The organism is Telluribacter humicola, assembly GCF_017355935.1.
Lineage (GTDB): Bacteria > Bacteroidota > Bacteroidia > Cytophagales > Spirosomataceae > Telluribacter > Telluribacter humicola.
Genome location: NZ_JAFIQT010000004.1, coordinates 228,027 through 249,618, shown reverse-complemented (window position 1 = coordinate 249,618; position 21,592 = coordinate 228,027). Strand labels below are relative to the sequence as shown.

Below are 21,592 nucleotides of genomic sequence, written 5' to 3'. Positions count from 1 at the left end.
TATCAGCCGCCATACAGGTAACTGTATTCTACAGCCAGGAGAATCTATTTGCCTGCTCCTCCGTGCTGGTAGCCTGGGCTATAACCGACCGATTCGTCTTGGATTCTAAAAACATTCAGGATTACCCACTATCAACGTTCATGATAATCGGGTACTCACTGACACAATACTATATTCCTATACTGTTTACATTACTGGAACTCAATCCGCTGATATTCAATCTGAATTATCCGATTGAAGTATTCATACACTCCCTAGCCTCCCTTCTAACACTAGTTGTTACCCATATAATTTACAGAAATAATTTTTTCATACAATCCATTCTCAAAAGAGGGTTACAGACCTCTCTCGTTTCTACAAATCTGTTTAGTCCCCCCCGAAACCTTGAAGTATGGATCATAGGCATGATAGGTATGACCTCCATGTTCTATCTGTATTTTGTCGCTGGCGTACACGAGAACAAAGAAAATGTCTCAACTTCCAGCCAGTTTATCAGGGGGTTTGTCGGCCTTTCCTACGCACCATTTATTCTGCCACTGAAGCGATTGTATAGTAAAGTTCATGAAAGCGAACAAGTACCCTATAAGATGTTAGGCCTTTATGCCCTGATACTACTGGCTATCAGTATTGGTACCAATAGCAGAGGAGCATTCATGTACGGTTTTACTTCCATAGGTCTTGCGTATTTTATGGGATTGCTACTAGGTAAGTACAGTCCTAATAAGCTGTTTAGCTATAAAAACCTATTGATATGTGTGCTATCCTTTTGGCTGATAACCGGTCCGCTGGCTGATCTGGGAACAGCAATGGTCGTGGTAAGAGGATTACGTACTGATGTTTCAAGTTCAGAGCTTCTTGCCAAGACGTTAGAAGTCTATCAAAACAAAGAAGAACTAAAGACCTACAAGAAGGTAGCGAAGGTGAACATGGATGCCTGGGATGAAGAATATTTCAGTAACATATACCTTGCCCGGTTTAGCAACCTGAAATTCAATGATCTCAGTCTGGAGCAAGCTATCAAGCTGGGTAGCGCCGATGAAAGAATGCGGGACTATTCGCTAAACAGGATATTGGCTATACTACCACAGCCGCTCTTAACTGTTCTGCAGGTTGAAATTGACAAGAACGATCTCATAAGCATTTCATTTGGCGACTATCTCTACTACTTAGCCGGGGGAGGTACAGCTGCATTAGGAGGTTTCAGAACCGGGCAATTCTCCGGAACCGGAATGGCATCATTTGGATGGTGGTACCTTTTATATCTGGCAGGGGGAATATTCATTGTCTATTTCCTGATAGATCTACTCGCTATCAAAGGCATTAATACCGACGAAACGTTTATCAGCCTTGCCGGCCTCATTTCTGTTACCAGCTTGTTTTCGTTTCTGTCCGTATCTACCGCATCAGAACATGTAGTCAACCTGTACACATTCGCCATGAGGGGCTGGATAGAACTTGTCTTTCTTTATCTGCTGGTCATTCATTTTACATTTTTGGTGAGTACCTATTTGTTGAGGGGAAGGTATACGTACAACTAAGATCTTTTTTAGAGATACACACACTTTATTAATCAGCAATGAAACGCATTATTTATATAGGGGATACACAATCACACGCAACCTCTTTTCATAGAGCCAATGCTCTTAAACGGCTGGGGTATAAAGTTACTATGTGTAATCCCTATAATGCCGTATCAGACCAAATAACGTCCCGATGGCTTGGCCACTTGCATCATAAAACCGGCTATCAACTGTTACAGCGGAGACTAAGCCAGTGGCTCATTCAAATCACTCAAACAATTGATGCACCTGATATGATTTGGGTAGACGGTGGTGAGCTTTTCGGACCTGCCTGTCTGAATCAACTCAAGACATTCAAATGCCCCATTGTATTATATAATGTTGACGATCCGACCGGAAAAAGGGACGGCTCCCGGTTTAAGTCTTTGCTACAGGCTCTGCCACTGTATGATATGGTAGTAGTAGTTCGCTCGGAGACCGAACAGGAGTGCTGGAAACTGGGAGCTACCAAGGTTTTGAGAGTGCTAAGAAGCTATGATGAGGTAGCTCATCACCCCTTCGAAAATAGGCTAGCTATACCTGCTCAATTCCGTTCAGAGGTTGCTTTTATCGGCACCTGGATGAAACATGAGAAACGGGATGAACTTCTGGTCACACTGGTGAAGCAGGGCATTCCGGTAAGCATATGGGGTAGCAGATGGCAAAAATCCCCCTACTGGCACCTCTTGAAAGATAGCTATCGTGGCGGTGCGTTGGGAGGAAGAGAATATGTAGCTGCTATTCAGGGTTCCAAGATTTGCCTGGGTATGCTTTCCAAAGGAAATAGAGATTTACATACCCAGCGTTCCCTGGAGGTTCCATTCGCGGGTGGTTTATTCTGTGCCGAACGCACCACTGAGCATCAGCAACTGTATAAGGAGGGAGTAGAAGCGATATTCTGGTCTGATGCTGATGAATGCGCACTACTTTGTAAGCAACTACTACAAGATGATACCAGCCGTGAACAGATCCGCCAGGCGGGTATGCGGAGAGTGAGAGAGTTGAGCGTTGGAAATGAGGATGTATGTAAAACTATTGTTTGGGCAGCGCTTAACCAGCACACTTACAGTAATCAAAAACTTTAGAAAATGGCAACAAGACTACTTGTTTTTGATACACATCCGGTTCAGTACCGGGTTCCTGTCTGGCAGGAAATTGAAGCTGTCTCGCCGGGTACAGTTCATGTAGTGTATGCTTCTGACTGCTCCGTTCGCGGACATCTGGATACGGGGTTCAATAAAACAATTGCCTGGGATGAGCCTCTGCTGGATGGCTACCAAAGTACTATCCTCAATTGCGAAAGGGGTACCCCTTTTGAAGGATGGGGCTCCCTTACCGGTGATGGAGTGGAGCAGGTATTTGAAACAGTAAGACCCGATAATATTCTACTTACCGGCTTCAACTATAAATACGATCTGGTTGCATTCTGGCATGCGTACAAAAGAAATATTCCTGTCTACCTGAGGTGCGAGACCCAGGATCAGGCAACGAACCGATCCAAGTTCAAACAACTTGTTCGCCACCAGCTATATTCATTCCTATACAAGTACGTCGATACTTTCTTTTATATAGGACAACTTAATAAACAGCACTATCTCGATCATGGAGTACAAGAGCATAAATTAAAGCCTGCTCACTACTTCACCATTGATCGTTTTAAATCATTATCTGTAAGCCAGAAAATTAGCTTACGAAATGAATATAGGGAAAGGGCAGGTATTCCCGAAGACGCATTGGTGGTTGGCTTTTCCGGAAAGTTCATACCAAAAAAGAATCCTGATATACTATTTGAAATCATAGAACATATGCCTGCTGAGTTAGCAAGCAAGGTTCATTTCTATTTTTTAGGCAGCGGCGAATTAGAAGAAAGCTTAAAGCAAAAAGCAGGAGAGCTATCTAATAAATATGGTGTAAAAACGTTTTTTGCCGGCTTCTCTAATCAGTCCCAACTCCCTGGGCATTATCTCAGTATGGACATCCTGGTACTCCCATCAAGAAGAATGGGTGAGACGTGGGGCCTTGTAACCAATGAAGCCATGCAGGCCGGATGTAGTGTAGTTGTTAGTAGTGCGGTTGGCTGCAAGGAAGATTTCAGATCGTTGGAACGCTTCAGAATTTTTGAAGAAGCCTCCTCATCTGATCTAGCTAGTCAGATCATTTCTTTAAGCTACTACCCACGTAGCTTCGATTGGGCGGCGAATAGCTTAGAAAAGTATAGTGTAGACTTTACGGCCAATGCTATAATCGAAACACTGAATAAGAAACAGGATCTTGTAACGGTCTGACACCTATCTGTACTACTACGTGAAGCTTGTTCACAACAGGCGATCTATAAATAAAAAACGAACCGAACATGAAATTCCTCTCACCTACAATACTTAGCCAACTATCCGGTGCAAGAGTTCTTGTTATAGGGGACATGATGCTGGACCATTACATCTGGGGCGATGCCTACCGCATCTCACCGGAGGCTCCCGTTCCGGTTGTTCATGCTGAGCGGGACACCTATGCCGCCGGAGGTGCGGCCAATGTATCTCTTAATCTGGCTAACCTTGGCGTATCTACCTCTATCTTGGGGTATTGCGGAGGTGACGAGGCCGGTAAGAAGTTACGTACTATTCTGGATCAACACCAGGTGGATGTAATCTGCGAAACGGATACTTTAGATATTCCAACGATCGTCAAAACAAGGGTTATTGTACGTAACCAGCAACTATGTCGCATTGATCGTGAGGCCAGTCTATCCTCCTACTCCACCAGGGCAACAGCGGAACTATATAGTAAGCTACACGCGGCCCTGCAAACAGTAGATGCCGTTATTGTATCAGATTATGCGAAGGGGGTGATTACTCAACCCCTGATTGATATGCTGCAGACGTACTCGCAGGAGAATCCCGAGTTATTGATCACCATTGACCCCAAGCCGACGCGCGAGCTTTCATACAGAGGCGCGGGACTACTTACACCTAACCGAAGCGAAGCCCTCATGCTGGCCGGTATTCCTGAACCCTATCCCGGACAAGACTACCCCCTCGAAGAAATAAGTAGCCGTATTCATAAAAAATACGCTCCTAAGATTCTGGTTGTTACCCTGGGCGCGGATGGTATGGCTGTATGTAAGGACGGTAAAGTAGTAAAGCATATACCTACCGAAGCAAAAGAAGTATACGACGTATCCGGAGCGGGTGATACGGTCATCGCCACGATTACCGCTGCGATGGCCGCCGGTGCCGATGTCATCGAAGCCGCCCAGTTAGCCAATGTTGCTGCCGCCTGTGTGGTATCCCATGTAGGAACCGTCCCGGTTGTACTCGGAGAGCTGGAAGAAAAGCTGATGAACCGGCTGGCCGAAAATTATGCTATTTGATCACCCTCAATACGCTACGCAGTGAAAAAACAGATACTTATCTATCGATTAGGCAGCCTGGGGGATACAGTGATCACTTTACCCTGTTTCCACCTGGTCAGGGAGAAATATCCTGATGCAGAAATAACGCTACTAACTAATAAACCCGTCGCCTCCAAAGCGGCTCCGGTTGAAGCGGTACTCGGTACCCAAAACAGCTTTTTTTACGACAGGATTATTCACTATCCTATTGGTACCCGCAATCCACTTATACTACTCAACATACTCCTACAAATCAGAAGGCTGGGGATACAGACTATTATTAATGTTACAGAAGCAAGGTCAAAAAGAGCAGCAACCCGAGATAAGCTTTTTTTCTGGCTGGCCGGAATCAGAGAAATGATCGGTTTTCCTGAAAAGGAAGAAGACTTCCAGGTAGCGCTTGATCCAGAAACAGGTCAGAATGAATGGGAAGCCAGGAGATTAAGCAGAAGGATCGAAAAGTTAGGAAAAATTGACCTGAATCATGACACCTACTGGGATTTGAGGATCACGGAGGAGGAAAAGTGCCAGGCCAGAGAACTCTTAAAGCCTTTTCCACTCAACTCCAATATAGTAGCGATAAGCGTAGGTACCAAGATGCAGTCAAAGGACTGGGGTATCGATAATTGGATCAGACTGATCAGGAAGCTTCATGCAGAAATGGAGGATTGGACACTACTCCTGCTGGGAGCTAAGGAAGAATACCAGCAGGCCGAATTGTGCTTACAGGCATGGAATGGGTCGGGGATAAACCTGTGTGGTAAAACCACTCCCAGAGTATCCGCGGCAATCCTCAAAAAGGCGAAAGTATTTATAGGCCACGATAGTGGACCTATGCACCTGGCAGCCAGTGTGGGTACCCCTTGTGTCGCGGTATTCTCGGCCAGAAGCATCCAACACCAGTGGTACCCGCGGGGCGAAAACAACAGGATTATCTACCACCAGGTAAGCTGCGCCGGGTGTGGCCTGGATGAATGTACCACCGAAGGAAAGAGATGTATACTATCAATCCGAGTTGACGAAGTGCACAAAGCAGTCAGGGAAGTGGTGCCATACAGGCAGGAACGTATTACCAGATAGATTTTCTCAGAGAGATCTAAAAATACCGCAGGTATATCAAAGACACACTATTAGACTTAAAACTACGATAGGAATGAATATCCTTCACATAATCACGAGCATGGATCCGAAGGGGGGAGGTACCAGTGAAAGTATACGTACCCTGATACCAACCTTGCAGAGGCGTGGCATCAACAACGAGGTTGTCTGTCTTGATTCTCCATCCGCTGATTATGTACACAAAGAAGCTTTCAAGGTACATGCTTTGGGCGAATGGAAAGGCGCCTGGGCTTACAATATAGAACTGCCAAAATGGTTGAACGTTAATCTGTATCGCTATGACTATGTTTTTGTGCATGGTCTATGGCAGTACCAAAGTTTTATAACGATCAGGACTATACTGAATTATCGCCGGAGCAACGGATTAGAATATCCAAAAGTATATATAATGCCACATGGTATGCTCGACCCCTACTTTCAGAAGGCATCAGGAAGAAGGTTGAAAGCAATAAGGAACTGGCTCTACTGGAAAGTGATAGAGTCCAAGACTGTCAATGAGGCTGATGGTATCGTATTCACCTGTGAAAAGGAACTACATCTTGCACGGCTGCCCTTTCGCCCGTACCAACCCAAACGGGAAATTAATATTGGTTTCGGAATCATTGAGCCTCCTGCCTATACCACTGCAATGAGTGAGGCTTTTGCCAGCAAATGTCCGGACTTGAATAACAGGCCTTACATACTATTCCTAAGCCGGATAAACGAAAAAAAAGGAGTTGATCTGTTTATTAACGCCTATGCAAAACTTATACAAGACCCAAAAAATAATCAGGCTGAATTACCAGTGCTGGTCATTGCCGGTCCTGGTATTGATACGCCTTATGGCCAGTATATACAGGACCTTGTTTACTCAAATGAGGGCATGAAGAACCGGGTCTTCTTTCCCGGTATGATAAACGGAGATGCCAAATGGGGTGCTCTCTACGGCTGTGACACGTTTATACTCCCAAGCCACCAGGAAAACTTTGGTATTGCCGTAGTAGAGGCTCTTGCCTGTGCTAAACCTGTGCTTATATCCAACCAGATCAATATTTGTGAAGAAATAGAGCGCTCCGGAAGCGGATTTGTAGCTGATAACACCACCGATGGTACCTATCAACTACTGGAAACCTGGCATAGGCTCACTGAAAGTAAAAGAGCTTCCATGGCGATGACAGCCAGAACCACATTCAATGACCTCTTCTATATAGAGCGATGTATTGACAGGCTTATGGAAAAAGTCATGGATGGAGCTAGCCTTAACCTTAATAAAGACGCTGTTTCTATCGCCACAAGCCTATAAGCTATTACGTAGTAGTCTGGTATGGGTCCTCTACATCACGATAAAACAAATGAACAAACATAAACATCAAATGGAACCACTCGTATCTGTTATACTACCTGTCTATAATCAGGAAAGGTATATAGCTGAAACCATAGAGAGTGTCCTTGCGCAAACGTACCAAAACTTTGAGCTGCTGATACTGGATGATGGTTCTACTGATAAGTCTGCACAAGTCATACGCGAGTACGCCCAAACGAATGACAGGATTACCGCGTACTACGAAGATAATTCAGGAAGATGTACCGCAACGAATAAACTGGTCGACCGGGCCAAGGGGGAATGGTGCGCCTTACTGGACGCCGATGATGTAATGCTCCCAAACCGGTTAGAACAGCAAGTCAATTTTCATTTGGAAAACAAAGATATTGACGCTTCCAGTTGCCATTGCTACTACATCAATAAGGATGGAAAAATCCTGGGTGTACAGCGACATCCATTTCTCAAGAATAAAGAGGAATGTGAGAGCACTTATAAAAGTAACAAGTTGATCCAGTGTGCCATGACTGGCCTTTTTATTTCAAGAAAGGCCTATACCGGGGCAGGAGGCTTAAAAAAAGAGTTCTGGCCTTGTGATGATTTTGAGTTCTTCAACCGATTGATTGAAAAGAAATATAACCTGGTTATTAAGCAGGATATACTCATGAAGTACCGGATCCATTCCTCTTCCATCACAGCCAAACAACCCCTGCATACATTTGACGTGATAGGTTATGTGATCGAATGTATCAACCTGAGACGAAATAATAAGCCGGTAATAAGCTACGAGGAATTCAAAGCCAAAAGGGATCAGGAGCCATTCTGGATTAAGCTAAACCGAAGAAGGTACAACTACGCACAGATCTACTTTAGAAATGCTGGGGTTAGCCTGATGTCAAAAGAATACATTCCTTTTTCCATACAAATCCTCCTATCACTGGTTCTGTCGCCGGCCCATGCTTTTACTAAACTGGTAAACCTTACAGGAAAGTAAAGCAGCAAGTTAGTACGACGAAGTTATAGCCACTGAATAAACACACCTTGATTAATTTGAAATCCAACTCGTTATGGAACCACTAGTATCCGTTATACTCCCTGTTTATAATCAGGAGAGCTATATAGCCGAAACCATAGAAAGTATCCTTGCGCAAACCTACCAGCACTTCGAGATCCTCATCCTCGATGACGGCTCTACGGATCAGTCTGCGCAGGTCATACGCGAGTACGAGAAGAAAGACGCGAGAATAAAAGCCTACTACGAGAAGAATGCAGGCAGATCAAAAGCCACCAACAAGCTGGTAGAAAAAGCCAGCGGCCTGCTCTGCGCCCTGATTGACGCGGATGACCTGATGCTGCCCGACCGGCTGGAAAAGCAGGTAGCCTTTCATGCGCAGCATCCTGAACTGGCCGCCAGCAGCTGCCACTGCTACTACATAGACCGCAAAGGTAAGACCATGGGTACCCAGGTATACACCTCCCTGCAGACCGTTGACGACTGCAGAAACGTCTTAGCCAAAGATCAGGTGGTACTTTGTGCCTACACGGGAATCATGATCGCTAAGAGTGCCTTCCTGGAGGTGGGCGGACTGGATCAGAAGTTCTGGCCCTGCGAGGACATGGAGTTTGTGAACCGGCTCATCAACAAGGGCCACCTGATAACCATCATCCAGGAGCCGCTCATGAAGTACCGGGTACACCCGGCTTCCGCCATGCAATCCAGCTCCTGGCTGGATACGGTCACCAAGATCGACTACGTGCACTACTGCATACACCAGCAGCGGAAGAATGAGCCTGACATAACGTTAGAGCAGTTCACCGATAACATACGGCTGCTGTCTTCCCTGGAAAAGCTCAACAAGAAGAGGCAGTACTACTCCATGCAGTTCAACCGGGAGGCAGGCTTCTACTTCTACAAGAGTAACTATGCCCGGTTTGGCCTGTACTTCTTCGTATCAGTCGTGCTGGATCCAGCTTTTGTACTCAAAAATATTCAGAAGAGGCTCCAGTTCAACCGGCAATTCAGAAGAAGTACTGCTTAGGTGATTATTGATTAGAAACTACTCCTGCACAACCATAAAGATTAACCCAGATTTATCCCAGACTAGATTACTGATTTTATCATCGGCACATGCTTTTGCTAAGCTAACGAACCTGATAACGAGAGAGAGAAAGCACACGGCTAGTACGATCCAACATAGCTCCTGATAAAATCACACCCGTTAGCAACTTGACTCGTTATGGAACCATTAGTATCCGTTATACTCCCTGTCTATAATCAGGAGAGCTATATAGCCGAAACCATAGAAAGTATCCTTGCGCAAACCTACCAGCACTTCGAGATCCTCATCCTCGATGACGGCTCTACGGATCAGTCTGCGCAGGTCATACGCGAGTACGAGAAGAAAGACGCGAGAATAAAAGCCTACTACGAGAAGAATGCAGGTAAGTCTGAAGCCACCAACAAGCTGGTAGAAAAAGCTAGCGGCCTGCTCTGCGCCCTGATTGACGCGGATGACCTGATGCTGCCCGACCGGCTGGAAAAGCAGGTAGCCTTTCATGCGCAGCATCCTGAACTGGCCGCCAGCAGCTGCCACTGCTACTACATAGACCGCAAAGGCAAGACCATGGGTACCCAGGTATACACCTCCCTGCAGACCGTTGACGACTGCAGAAACGTCTTAGCCAAAGATCAGGTGGTACTTTGTGCCTACACGGGAATCATGATCGCTAAGAGTGCCTTCCTGGAAGTGGGCGGACTGGATCAGAAGTTCTGGCCCTGCGAGGACATGGAGTTTGTGAACCGGCTCATCAACAAGGGCCACCTGATAACCATCATCCAGGAGCCGCTGATGAAGTACCGGGTACACCCGGCTTCCGCCATGCAATCCAGCTCCTGGCTGGACACGGTCACCAAGATCGACTATGTGCACTACTGCATACACCAGCAGCGGAAGAATGAGCCTGACATAACGTTAGAGCAGTTCACCGATAACATACGGCTGCTGTCTTCCCTGGAAAAGCTCAACAAGAAGAGGCAGTACTACTCCATGCAGTTCAACCGGGAGGCAGGCTTCTACTTCTACAAGAGTAACTATGCCCGGTTTGGCCTGTACTTCTTCGTATCAGTCGTGCTGGACCCTGTTTTTGTACTCAAAAATATTCAGAAAAAACTTCACTTCAGCAGACATATTAGAAGTAGCGCAGAGAACATCATGGCCTACAAGAATTATAACGCTGAACAATCAACTATCTAATACAAGTACCTATGCATAACGTTGATACTCTAAACGGACCGTCATTCTCTGTACGTAATCGTATAGGTAGAATGATCTGGGGATTTGTCTATACTTTATTTTTTGCCTTATCCCCTAAACCTTTTCACGGCTGGCGTTCCTTTCTGCTCAGGCTGTTCGGTGCAAAAGTAGGACGGGGAGTGCATGTGTACCCGGGTGTGAAAGTATGGGCTCCTTGGAATCTTGAGCTGGAAGATCAGTGTGGTATAGCCAGTGGAGCCATTCTATATTCTCAGGGAAAAATCAGGATTGGCTACCGTACCGTCATATCACAGGGCGCGCATTTGTGTACAGGATCTCATGATTATACCAGACCCGGCTTCCCCCTTACTACGATGCCTATTCATATTGGCAATCATGCCTGGATAGCAGCAGAGGCATTTATACATCCTGGTGTTTCGATCGGTGATGGCTGTGTGATAGGAGCCCGGTCAGTTGTGACCAAGGACATGCCTGGCTGGAAAGTATGTGCAGGTCATCCCTGTAAACCAATTAAAGAGCGATTACTGCTTACGGTAAAAGATAATTATCACGAAGATTTAGGCGTAGCCACTTAATGATTAGCTTCTATTTGAAATTATTGCTTATTAATACTAATAAAAATATCAATCTAATATTACCATCTGCTCATAAAGTAACCAGTTGCTAATATCAAATTGATTGAACAGAGGATTATTGATAATATTAGATTTATTACATGTCATGTTGCTATCTTATTAGGAATAATAGAGCAGATGACGCCAGGAAATAGAAGAATCTACCACACCTATATACTTATTTGGAAATGGTATCAGTAATAATATTAACAAAAAATGAAGAAAAGGATCTACCAATGTGCCTTTCATCGGTAACCTGGTCTGATGATATACATATACTAGATTCAGGAAGTACCGATAGTACCGTGGAAATAGGAAAAAGCTACGGTGCCAGCATTTGGTACAATAGATTTGAAAGCTTTGGAAAGCAAAGAAACTTCGCACTGGATAACATACCTACTAAGTACAACTGGATTTTATTTTTAGATGCAGATGAAGTAGTATCGGCTACTTTTCGTGATACGATCTTAGATAATATTGAGAGTGCAGATGGCCAGGTAGCGGGATATTATTGCTGCTGGAAGATGATGTTTGAAGATAAATGGTTAAAGAATTGCGATAATTTTCCAAAATGGCAGTTCAGGCTTCTTAGGGTGGGTATGGCCAGGTTTAAAGACTTCGGACACGGGCAAAAAGAAGATATACTTTATGGGAAAGTAGAGTACATACGTGAGCCCTATTTACACTATGGATTTTCTAAGGGCTGGTCTCACTGGTTGGAAAGACACAATAAGTACTCGACTCAGGAAGCATCCGCCAGGCTATCGAGCACACCACCATTGAAGGATATTTTCTCTAAACATGGAAGTATTCGTAATCCCGCCTTGAAATCCAGACTAAGTATGTTACCTGGATGGCCATTGCTCCGTTTCTTTCACGCCTACTTTATTAATTTAGGTTTTATGGAAGGAATACCAGGGCTTATCTATTGTATCAACATTGGGTACTATGAATTTTTGATACAGATAAAAATGAGAGAGATGATCAAGTCTACTCAAAGTACTATGCAACATTCAGAGGTTTCATTGATCGACTAATACAATTGAATCTAGCCTAATAGACATAAACGTTTTTCAAATAATCTTTTTAAGTAACTAACAAAATATAGAAGTACCACAACCTTATATTCCTGATGAAACATTACCAATATGGCTTATTAGTAAATGCTTATTAAAGAATTGGAAAGCTAAATTTTAATAATTTGTTATAATAGTGATAATGGCACCATTTGCTAATATTTCTTTCATTTAAGGCAAAGTTTACTTTAAGTTAGAGTTATTAAATTAATAAGTGTAATGATTAATGCCAGATCGCTTACAAGGGTTACTTAGTGTGATTTGGCACCTACTTTTACTATGAAAAAGCGTAAGCAATTTGATAATCCAGAACTATATATTATTTACATAAAAGCTTTACACAATTCTAAACCATAGTAGGTCTATACTAACAGTTGATATCCACAATCTATATGAGAGTACTGATCTATGGCATAAACTATGCACCTGAATTAACAGGAATTGGCAAATATACCGGTGAAATGGGAGCCTGGCTAGCACAGCAGGGCCACAGGGTTACCGTAATCACCGCTGTACCCTACTATCCTGAGTGGGTCATACACCCAACGCACAAAAATAAGGGGTGGCATACAGAGGTGATCGATGATGTAGAGGTACATCGTTGCCCCTTATACGTTCCAAATCAGGTAACATCTATAAAACGGATACTACACGAATTCTCGTTTGTACTGAGTTCGCTGGTATTCTGGATTCCTATTTTATTTGGAAAAAAATACGACAAGGTAATCGGTGTTTGTCCTCCTTTTCATTTAGGTTTTCTACCATTGATTTATTCCAAAATTCGTAAAGTACCTTTTGTGTGTCACATCCAGGACTTACAGGTAGATGCTGCCCGGGACCTTGGGATGATTAAGAACCAACGCTTTCTTAAACTGATGCTTGGTGCAGAACGATATATACTGATTAATGGTACCGCTGTATCTACCATCAGTTCAGGAATGCAGAAAAAAATTGAATACAAAGGTATATCGCCTTCCAAGATTATTATGTTCCCCAATTGGGTCGATGTTAACACTATACAACCAATGCCAAAGGAGATGTCCCTCCGCAAGGAATTCAAAATAAGTGATGAGGACAAAGTGGTTCTTTATTCAGGCAATTTGGGTGAAAAGCAAGGGTTAGATCTTTTAATTGAAGCAGCACGGTGGTTTAATTCCTCTAAGGTAAGTTTTGTAATAGTGGGGTCCGGAGGCGGCAAAGCTAAACTCCAGGAACTGGTAAAGCAGTATAACCTAAATAATGTTCATTTCTTCCCCTTACAACCACACGATAAGCTAGCCGCTTTGCTGGCAGCCGCTGATTTACACCTCGTTTTACAGAAGAAATCGGCTGCTGATCTGATGCTTCCTTCCAAGCTAACAAATATCATGGCTGCTGGCGGATGCTCGCTAGTTACAGCTCAGCCTAATACCACCTTATATGATACGATTACAAATCATGAGCTTGGAATTGTGGTTGAACCAGAATCAGTAGAAGCACTTATTTACGGTATTAAAAATGCTCTTGAAATGGATTTAAGTATATATCAAAGAAACGCTAAACTATACGCTCAAAACCATATAAGTAAAGTGTCGGTACTTAAAAACTTTGAAGAAAATTTAATGCGGTTGCAGGCCTAGTACTTCATGCTGTATATAGGGCCGATATAAATAGGAGATCTATTTAATCTAACTGAGATTTTTCTAATTTAAGGATAACTACAAAATGAAATTCAAGAGATTAATTAATATACAACAACTTGTGATAAGGTTGTGAAAATCTGATTTGATTAATAGCAAACATAAATCTAATACTAACGAAACACACTATACCACTTTTAGGATGAAAAGCCGATCAACCGACATATTACCCAAAGCACATCTTTGGACGGACATTCTGCTTTTGAATGCATCCTACTTAATTGCTGATGTGCTGCGTACCACGGATGAAGTGGCAGCCTTAGATGAACATGAAATTAATCTGCTACTAGTTGGAAACTTGCTGTGGGTACTATTAATCTATATTCTAAAAACCTATCAGTTTTCCCGGTTATCGTACAACTTTAATGATCAGACCGGTAATTTATTAAAGGCATCCCTGCTACATGCCTTCTGCACAATGACCTTTCTTTACTTAATAAAGCAAGGTGAGCTGCATTCCCGAATTCAGATGGGTATTACGTACGTTATATTTTTTATATCTGGTTCGGCAGTCCGAATAATCCTGCTGCTACTCATGCACTTTTACCGCCAGGCAGGATACAACTACCGCCGATACGCGGTAATTGGTAATGATGAGATTATCAAATTCATTATTGGCTTTTATGAACAGCGTCCTCATCTGGGGTATCGCTACAGCGGCGTATTTGAATTTACGGGTAGATATGATGATGAAGCAGCCCTGGAAGACTTTATGGGACAAGAAGGCCTTGACTATGTTTATTGTGGCTTATCAGCCCTTAAAAATGAGCAAATACGGAGTATAATTCAGGTGGCCGGCAGGCAGAAGACACAGGTACGACTTGTACCTGACTTCCGTGGCTTTGTATCAAATCTGGCCACCATTGAGTATCATGATGTCTATCCGGTAATAGACGTATATACTAAACCGTTCTCAAGTATACGGGAGCAAACGGTTAAAAGGGCATTTGATTTAGCATTCTCAATCACTGCGATTTTGGCAGGTATTCCTGTGTTTGCTCTCATTATTTTGATTGTAAAATTAACATCCCGCGGACCCGTATTCTTTCTGCAGGAGCGATCGGGGCAATGGGGTAAGATTTTTAAGATATATAAATTCAGGAGTATGTACGTAGATGCCGATAAGATGGGTTTACAACACTCACAGGGCGATCATGACCCACGCATTACTCCTATCGGCCGTATACTCAGGCGTAGTCGGCTCGATGAATTACCCCAATTTTTTAATGTAATTAAAGGCGATATGTCTATAGTAGGTCCACGTCCTCTCTATAAGTATGACGTAGATATGATAATGAAGGAAGCTCCTGACGAATTCAAGAAAATTCTAACGGTAAAGCCTGGTATTACATCGATCGGTCAGCTCAAGGTAGGTTATGCTACCAGTGTAACAGAAAACCTTAAACGGCTGCGCTACGATATGGAATATTTTGGCAAGTACAGCTTACGCCAGGATATCAGCCTTGTATTCAGGACCGTAGTAGTAATGATGCTGGGAAGAGGCAGATAACCTGATGTAGCAACTATCGGGCAATTGCAAACTCCTGTGTTTCAGAATTACATACAGGAGGGAGTGTACTCTGCTAATGAGCCATTACCTGCTCAACCTGGTACAGATTAAGGCCGCTTATAAAGATATACCATTACGTATACATCAATGAAATTAGCCTATCTTTTAGTATCGGTATTTATAGGGCTGCTCTCTACACCATCTATTGCTCAATCCGGCAGTACCTCTGATAGTACCACAAGTTATATTGAGTTGGCAGGTCTGGGAACCTCCATTGAGCGGACGCCTTTCTGGATGCATGCTAATCAGTACGGCATAGTACCTCGAACTGGATCCCTGCTGAGTGCCCGGACCGGTTTTGATAAATACTGGGCGTTGACCAGGAACAAAAATTCTAACTACCAGTGGCGTACAAGCCTCGGTGTTGAAGCGGTGGGTAATATTATGAATGTTACCACCGCTCCCAAACCTCAACTACTGCTCCCACAGGCGTATGGAAGCTTACACCTCAATAATTGGGAGTTATCAGTTGGCCGAAAAAGATACTTGGTAGGGCTAGCTGACAGTACTATTGGCATGGGATCGTACGCCTGGTCTGGCAATGCTCTCCCTATACCCGTTATCAGATTTGGGCTCAGCCAGTTTACCAACGTTCCTATGACCAGGGGTTGGGTAGCAGTTCAGGGTTTTTATGCAGATGGCTTATTCGAAAATAATCGTCCTAATACCAGTGAACTGAAGCTCCATCAGAAGAGCCTGTATATTCGACTGGGTACTACTCAAAGCCGGGTAAGGCTCTATGGTGGATTCAACCACCAGGTACAGTGGGGAGGAAAGAGTCGGTATAATACAGTAGATGGACAGATGCCTACGGGCTTTAAAAACTATATCTATGCAGTGACGGGCATGAAGCCATTCAACGCGAATCCGAATATGGATTTCTTCGACTATACCAACAGAGTAGGCAATCACTTAGGTACTGTAGACGCAGCAATAGAATGGATCGGAAAAAAATATAGTCTGTTTCTGTATCGTCAAAACATCTATGATGACGGGTCCCTCTTTCACCTCAACAATATCATGGATGGTTTGAACGGAATCAGGCTTAGAATTAAAAACAATGAATCACGGGCTGTGACAGTTCATGAAGTCGTAGCTGAACTACTTTATACCAAAAGTCAGGGAGGGACAGAATTCGGCTACATCAGAAGCAAACAGGGGAGGGATAACTACTTCAACAACAGTCAGGTGTGGGATGGATGGTCCTATTACAACAGAACCATTGGTACTCCATTCATACCTCCATCCACCGAAACAGCACCGCTATGGCCATCGTATAAGTTTACCAGCAACAACCGGGTAGCCGTAGTGCACCTGGGTCTCAAAGGTACTCTCCTGTACAATTACATATGGAGTACCCGATTTTCCTACTCAAGTAACTCTGGTACGTATGATGTACCCTTTGATACCCATCCAAGACAGTTTTCAGGTATGCTGACGTTACAGCGCCGAACGTCCTGGCTCGGGGGGAATACAATTCTTACAGGAACCGTGGCAACAGATATAGGAAATCTTTATAAAAATTCCACCGGCCTTATGCTGAGCATTCGCAAGGAGGGACTTTTTAATAACTAGTTGGAGCTTATTACTCAATAAGCCATCACTCATCATTGGACCCTTATTTCTCTTATAGGCAGAAACATGCAACATAAAAAGAGGGGAGACAACAGTTGTCTCCCCTCCCCTATTTTTAGTCTACCTTAGGTAGTATGCGTTCGATCTCTTTGCGGTGTTGCTCGTACTGCGGTGGCAGCAGCAGGCTTGAACCCAACTGATCCCAGGGCTCATCGATACCAAAGCCCGGATTATCGGTAGCTATCTCAAACAGGACTCCACCCGGCTCCCTGAAATACAGGGAGTAGAAATAGTTACGGTCTATTTTTTCGGTAATGGTAAGCCCGCTCCGTGATACCTTTTCGCGGAAGCGCATCAGTACATCCTCGTTCGGCACCCGGAAAGCAATATGGTGGTTGGTACCTGCCCCACCAACCCCACTGGGTTCGTTGGGCAGCTCCACCAGGTCAATGATAGCGGCCGACTCCACGGCATCCGTGATATACCGGTAGCGGTTCCCGCTTTTCTCCAGGAATTTGTAGCCGAATATATCCGTTAGAACGGCTGCCGTCGGTTGTATATCCTTTAATGTCAGAGTGACGCCATGAAAGCCTTTCGTGGCTACCTCGGCCTTTACTTCGTTAGTCACCCAGGGCGTTCTGCTGTCCTCATTTTTAGGTACAACCAGTTCCAGTTTCAAACCATCCGGATCCAGGAAGGTCAGGTAAGGCTCACCGAATTTTTGGGACGGCTTGTTATAGATAATATTATACTCCTCAAAACGATTGATCCAGAAGTCAAAGCTTCCTTCGGGTACCGAGTAGGCGATATTCGTCGCCATTCCGGTACCGGCACTCCCTCTTCCGGCTCCTTCGTAGGGGAAGAAGGTAAGGATGGTACCGGCACTCCCCTTCTCATCGCCATAGTAAAAATGGTAGGTACCCGGATCATCAAAATTAACCGTCTTTTTGAGCAGGCGAAGCCCCAGGACTTTTGTGTAAAAATCTACGTTGGTTTTGGCCATGCCGGCGATCGCCGTAATATGGTGCAGGCCCAGGATTTGATTTTCCATAATTATACCTCTCGAGGTTTTTAGTTTTGTTTTACCAACTGAATTTCGGCCAGTAGCTTGATTTCATCACTCACAACTACACTACCCGCTTCGGTTACCGCATTCCAGGTCAATCCAAATTCTTTACGGCTGATTTTACCATTAATAGTAAATCCGGCTTTGGTCTGACCATACGGATCAACCACTATACCACCAAACTCTACTTTTACGGTTACAGGTTTTGTAATACCCCGGATGGTCAGCTCCCCCTGCAACTCATACTCATCACCATGTACATTGGTATAGCCAGTACCTACAAAACGGACTTCGCCGTGGTTTTGGGCATCAAAGAAGTCAGCCGACTTGAGATGCGTATCACGCTGGTCGTTGTTGGTATTGACAGAGTTAACATCGGCGGTAAATAAGACTTTCTCTACGGATCCAAATTGTTCATCCGCAGTTTCTGCAACTACATTAAAATCCTTAAAGTATCCGGTTACAGTTGCAATCATCAGGTGCTTTACCTTGAACTGTACTTCGCTGTGGGTAGGGTCCAGAATCCATTTACTTGTTGCCATGATTGTAACTGTGTTATGATGATTATTAAATTGAATAAACAAATGTAATAACATTTAATGTTTATACATCTATTTAATCAAAAAAGTTTCCATGTGTTCATTTTTCATGCAGCTTTGGCTATAAAAGGTGGGGGTAGAAAGTGGGGAAAGGTATAGTACATAAACAATGAAGTCAGAGAGCAAGACCCTCTGACTTCATGACACTATACACACTATTTATGATTTGTATCATACAAACAGGTATGATACAAACTACAAAGATGATGCCAACTATACTATTTACTCGGCATTAAGTACTTTTATTTTTACTTGAAGTTACAAAGATTACTGTTCAACTACTACACCCTTCTATAAAAAGGCAAACACGTTCATTACAAATGGATAAAATGATTAAGATATTTTGCCGTTTAGTGATTCTCCAGCATTATATTTTACGAATATCTACTAATTTAAATATTTACTAACTTGTACGCATAAAAGTCAGAATATAGTTAACTGTTCCCTATTGGTCCCAGTATGATGGTACATCCAGGTATTGGTTTTAAAGAAAAACTAGTTCCTATAATTACCGGCCGCAGTACCTGTAGCCAACCACCTTTTGTAAATCTTATTTCTATGTATAAATGATTACTATTCCTAAACCTACTACCAATCAGGTCAATACCCCCAATGTCCCCTACCGGCGTTTGCAGTCGCTGGATACGCTACGGGGGTTTGACATGTTCTGGATTACGGGCGGTAGCAAGCTGGTACATGCGCTGGCGGCGGCAACGGGGCTGGGTTGGCTGCAGACTATGGAGGCCCAACTCCATCACCCGGACTGGAATGGGTTTCATGCCTATGACCTGATATTCCCGCTCTTTATCTTTATGGCGGGGGTATCCACCCCTTTCTCCGTGGGCAGCCGACTGGATAAAGGTACCTCCAGGTCTCAGCTAACCCGAAAGGCCATTCAGCGTGGATTGATCCTGGTCCTGCTGGGTATTATTTATAATAATGGTATTCTGCACACAGAACTGGCAGATATGCGATTTCCGAGTGTGCTGGGGCGTATTGGTCTGGCGGGTATGTTTGCGCAGATCATCTATATATATAGCCCCAGGCGACTCCTGTACCTTTGGCTGGGCTTACTACTGCTTGGCTACTGGGCGTTTGTGGCGTTGTTCCCGGTACCTGGCTGTGGCGCCGGATTACTAACTATGGAGTGTAATCCCGCCAGCTACGTTGATCGCCTGGTACTACCGGGAAGACTACACCTGACTATACACGATCCGGAGGGGTTAATTTCTACCATTCCGGCCGTAGCCACGGGTCTTTTCGGGATACTGGCCGGCCAGCTTCTGCGAACCAGTGATCAGGCCTTCTCCCCTATTCGAAAGATACTGACTATGGTACTTTTTGGAATTGCGGGATTGGTGCTGGCACTGGCGTGGAACCCCGTATTCCCAATCAATAAGAATATCTGGACCAGCTCTTTTGTGCTGCTGACAGCCGGGCTAAGCTCCCTGTTGCTTGCTCTGTTTTACTGGATCATCGATGTACAGGGCTATCGCCAATGGACCTTTTTCTTTCTGGTGATCGGAATGAATTCAATCGTTATCTACCTATCCAAGAAGTTCTTTGACTTCACCTACACCGCCAACGCCCTGTTTGGTGGATTACTAAGCCAGTTCCCTGAGTCGGTACAGCTGGTCGGTGGTGTCGTGGCCTTTATCATGGTGCAATGGATATTTATGCTTATTCTGTACCGTAATAAGCTGTTTCTGAAGGTATAGCAATATTAGATTTAGTATAAGGCGAGAGCCGCCTGCACCTTTAGCGGGCGGCTCTCGCCTTATACTAAAGGATTACACTGTTTACGTCATTAGCCAGATATATGTATCAAGCCTTTATGAAGTACAATAAGTAACAAAAGTTTACCTTTGTAGCATGCAACAGGATGCTTCAATCAATACGACTAGCCCTACCCTCCCCACCTACCACGACAAGTGGATTCAGGTGATTGGAATACCCATAATTGCGGCTTTTGCTCACTATCTGACCTACAACTACCAGCAGTTTGAGTGGATCATTGCCTATGAGTATATCAGCGACTGCCTCAAGATATTCCTGATATGGCGGTTGATGCGCGGGTGCATTATCTGGCTGGACAAGCGCTACCCCTGGCAGAAGAATTTCATCGTACGACTGCTCATCCAGCTGGTAGCCACCAATGGGGTCAGCTTATCGGCCTTGACCGCGTTAGTCTATGCTGAATATGCGTTCATACGGCCCTATCAGATGGAGCATTTCTTCTCCCTGGACCTGGTCATTGCCTTCCTGTTTATTCTGTTCGGAAATGCCATCTACGTGTGCCTCTACTTCTACGATTCCCACACAAAAAGCGAAGCCGAAAAAAGAGCCATAGCAGATCTGCTTAAAGCAGCGCCGGCAGCTCCACCAATGGAACACGTAACGGTACGGACCGGTAAAAAGGAGGTGCTGATCCCCCTATCTTCTATTCTTTGCCTCTACTCAGAAGATAAGGAAACGTACCTGCTCGATATGAACCAAAAGGTCTACCTGCTCGACCAGTCCCTGGACCGGCTGCAGGAACAGCTCCCGGAGCCACAGTTCTTCCGGGCCAACCGGCAGTTTATCGTAACGCCCCACTGCTTCCAGAGCGTTGTTACCGATGAGTACGGCAAGCTCACTGTTACGCTTACTCCCAATCCTAAACTACCGGAAACCATTACCATCAGCCGGCAAAAAGCTCCTGCATTTCGTCAGTGGATGAAGCGTTAGCCTGCATTTCGTCGCTTTTTTTTGTACGGTTCAGTATCAAAAAGG

General features: G+C 44.3%; 18 protein-coding genes. 16 read left to right on the top strand and 2 right to left on the bottom strand.

All coding sequences use genetic code 11. The features are described from left to right. Positions 1-98 precede the first annotated feature (98 nt). From JUB14_RS19100 to JUB14_RS19035, 14 genes are all read left to right on the top strand, one after another. On the top strand, positions 99-1,538 hold the full coding sequence (locus tag JUB14_RS19100; RefSeq protein WP_207508416.1) for a hypothetical protein: 1,440 nt from the start codon (positions 99-101) through the stop codon (positions 1,536-1,538). 131 nt (positions 1,539-1,669) lie between these two features. After that, positions 1,670-2,644 carry a CgeB family protein gene (locus JUB14_RS19095; protein ID WP_229368018.1) on the top strand — a complete coding sequence of 325 codons (975 nt, stop codon included), beginning with the start codon at positions 1,670-1,672 and terminating at the stop codon, positions 2,642-2,644. A gap of 3 nt (positions 2,645-2,647) precedes the next feature. Beyond that, on the top strand, positions 2,648-3,844 hold the full coding sequence (locus JUB14_RS19090; protein WP_207508414.1) for a glycosyltransferase family 4 protein: 1,197 nt from the start codon (positions 2,648-2,650) through the stop codon (positions 3,842-3,844). Between the two features lie 68 nt (positions 3,845-3,912). Next, positions 3,913-4,926: a bifunctional heptose 7-phosphate kinase/heptose 1-phosphate adenyltransferase gene (locus tag JUB14_RS19085; protein ID WP_207508413.1), complete on the top strand. Its 1,014-nt coding sequence runs from the start codon at positions 3,913-3,915 to the stop codon at positions 4,924-4,926. Between the two features lie 21 nt (positions 4,927-4,947). Next, positions 4,948-6,027: a glycosyltransferase family 9 protein gene (locus tag JUB14_RS19080; RefSeq protein WP_207508412.1), complete on the top strand. Its 1,080-nt coding sequence runs from the start codon at positions 4,948-4,950 to the stop codon at positions 6,025-6,027. 73 nt (positions 6,028-6,100) lie between these two features. Next, positions 6,101-7,348: a glycosyltransferase gene (locus JUB14_RS19075; protein WP_207508411.1), complete on the top strand. Its 1,248-nt coding sequence runs from the start codon at positions 6,101-6,103 to the stop codon at positions 7,346-7,348. Beyond that, complete coding sequence (locus JUB14_RS19070; RefSeq protein WP_510187064.1) at positions 7,293-8,360, top strand: glycosyltransferase family 2 protein; 1,068 nt, start codon at positions 7,293-7,295, stop codon at positions 8,358-8,360. Before JUB14_RS19075 ends, JUB14_RS19070 begins: the two co-directional genes overlap by 56 nt. Before the next feature lie 73 nt (positions 8,361-8,433). Then, positions 8,434-9,405 (top strand): glycosyltransferase family 2 protein, encoded by a 972-nt coding sequence (locus JUB14_RS19065; protein WP_207508409.1) that lies wholly within the window; start codon positions 8,434-8,436, stop codon positions 9,403-9,405. 198 nt (positions 9,406-9,603) lie between these two features. Continuing rightward, positions 9,604-10,620, top strand: a complete 1,017-nt coding sequence (locus tag JUB14_RS19060; RefSeq protein WP_207508408.1) for a glycosyltransferase family 2 protein — start codon at positions 9,604-9,606, stop codon at positions 10,618-10,620. Between the two features lie 11 nt (positions 10,621-10,631). Continuing rightward, a complete protein-coding gene (locus tag JUB14_RS19055) occupies positions 10,632-11,216 on the top strand; it encodes a WcaF family extracellular polysaccharide biosynthesis acetyltransferase (protein WP_207508407.1) in 585 nt (194 codons plus the stop codon). Positions 11,217-11,443: 227 nt separating this feature from the next. Beyond that, positions 11,444-12,292, top strand: a complete 849-nt coding sequence (locus tag JUB14_RS19050; protein WP_207508406.1) for a glycosyltransferase family 2 protein — start codon at positions 11,444-11,446, stop codon at positions 12,290-12,292. A gap of 431 nt (positions 12,293-12,723) precedes the next feature. After that, the gene (locus JUB14_RS19045; protein ID WP_207508405.1) at positions 12,724-13,950 is read left to right on the top strand and encodes a WcaI family glycosyltransferase; all 1,227 of its coding nucleotides are present in this window, start codon (positions 12,724-12,726) and stop codon (positions 13,948-13,950) included. A gap of 202 nt (positions 13,951-14,152) precedes the next feature. Then, the gene (locus JUB14_RS19040) at positions 14,153-15,520 is read left to right on the top strand and encodes a sugar transferase (protein ID WP_207508404.1); all 1,368 of its coding nucleotides are present in this window, start codon (positions 14,153-14,155) and stop codon (positions 15,518-15,520) included. Between the two features lie 147 nt (positions 15,521-15,667). Further along, positions 15,668-17,155, top strand: coding sequence for a capsule assembly Wzi family protein (locus tag JUB14_RS19035; protein WP_229368016.1), 1,488 nt, complete (start codon positions 15,668-15,670; stop codon positions 17,153-17,155). A 115-nt stretch (positions 17,156-17,270) separates the two neighbouring features. Here JUB14_RS19035 and JUB14_RS19030 read toward each other — a convergent pair whose 3' ends face one another. After that, positions 17,271-18,206: a ring-cleaving dioxygenase gene (locus JUB14_RS19030; RefSeq protein WP_207508403.1), complete on the bottom strand. Its 936-nt coding sequence runs from the start codon at positions 18,204-18,206 to the stop codon at positions 17,271-17,273. Positions 18,207-18,226: 20 nt separating this feature from the next. Beyond that, on the bottom strand, positions 18,227-18,763 hold the full coding sequence (locus JUB14_RS19025; protein WP_207508402.1) for a YceI family protein: 537 nt from the start codon (positions 18,761-18,763) through the stop codon (positions 18,227-18,229). A gap of 623 nt (positions 18,764-19,386) precedes the next feature. Between JUB14_RS19025 and JUB14_RS19020 the strand changes: the two genes are divergently transcribed. After that, on the top strand, positions 19,387-20,538 hold the full coding sequence (locus JUB14_RS19020) for an acyltransferase family protein (RefSeq protein WP_207508401.1): 1,152 nt from the start codon (positions 19,387-19,389) through the stop codon (positions 20,536-20,538). 154 nt (positions 20,539-20,692) lie between these two features. Next, the gene (locus JUB14_RS19015) at positions 20,693-21,547 is read left to right on the top strand and encodes a LytR/AlgR family response regulator transcription factor (protein ID WP_207508400.1); all 855 of its coding nucleotides are present in this window, start codon (positions 20,693-20,695) and stop codon (positions 21,545-21,547) included. The last annotated feature ends 45 nt before the right edge of the window (positions 21,548-21,592 follow it).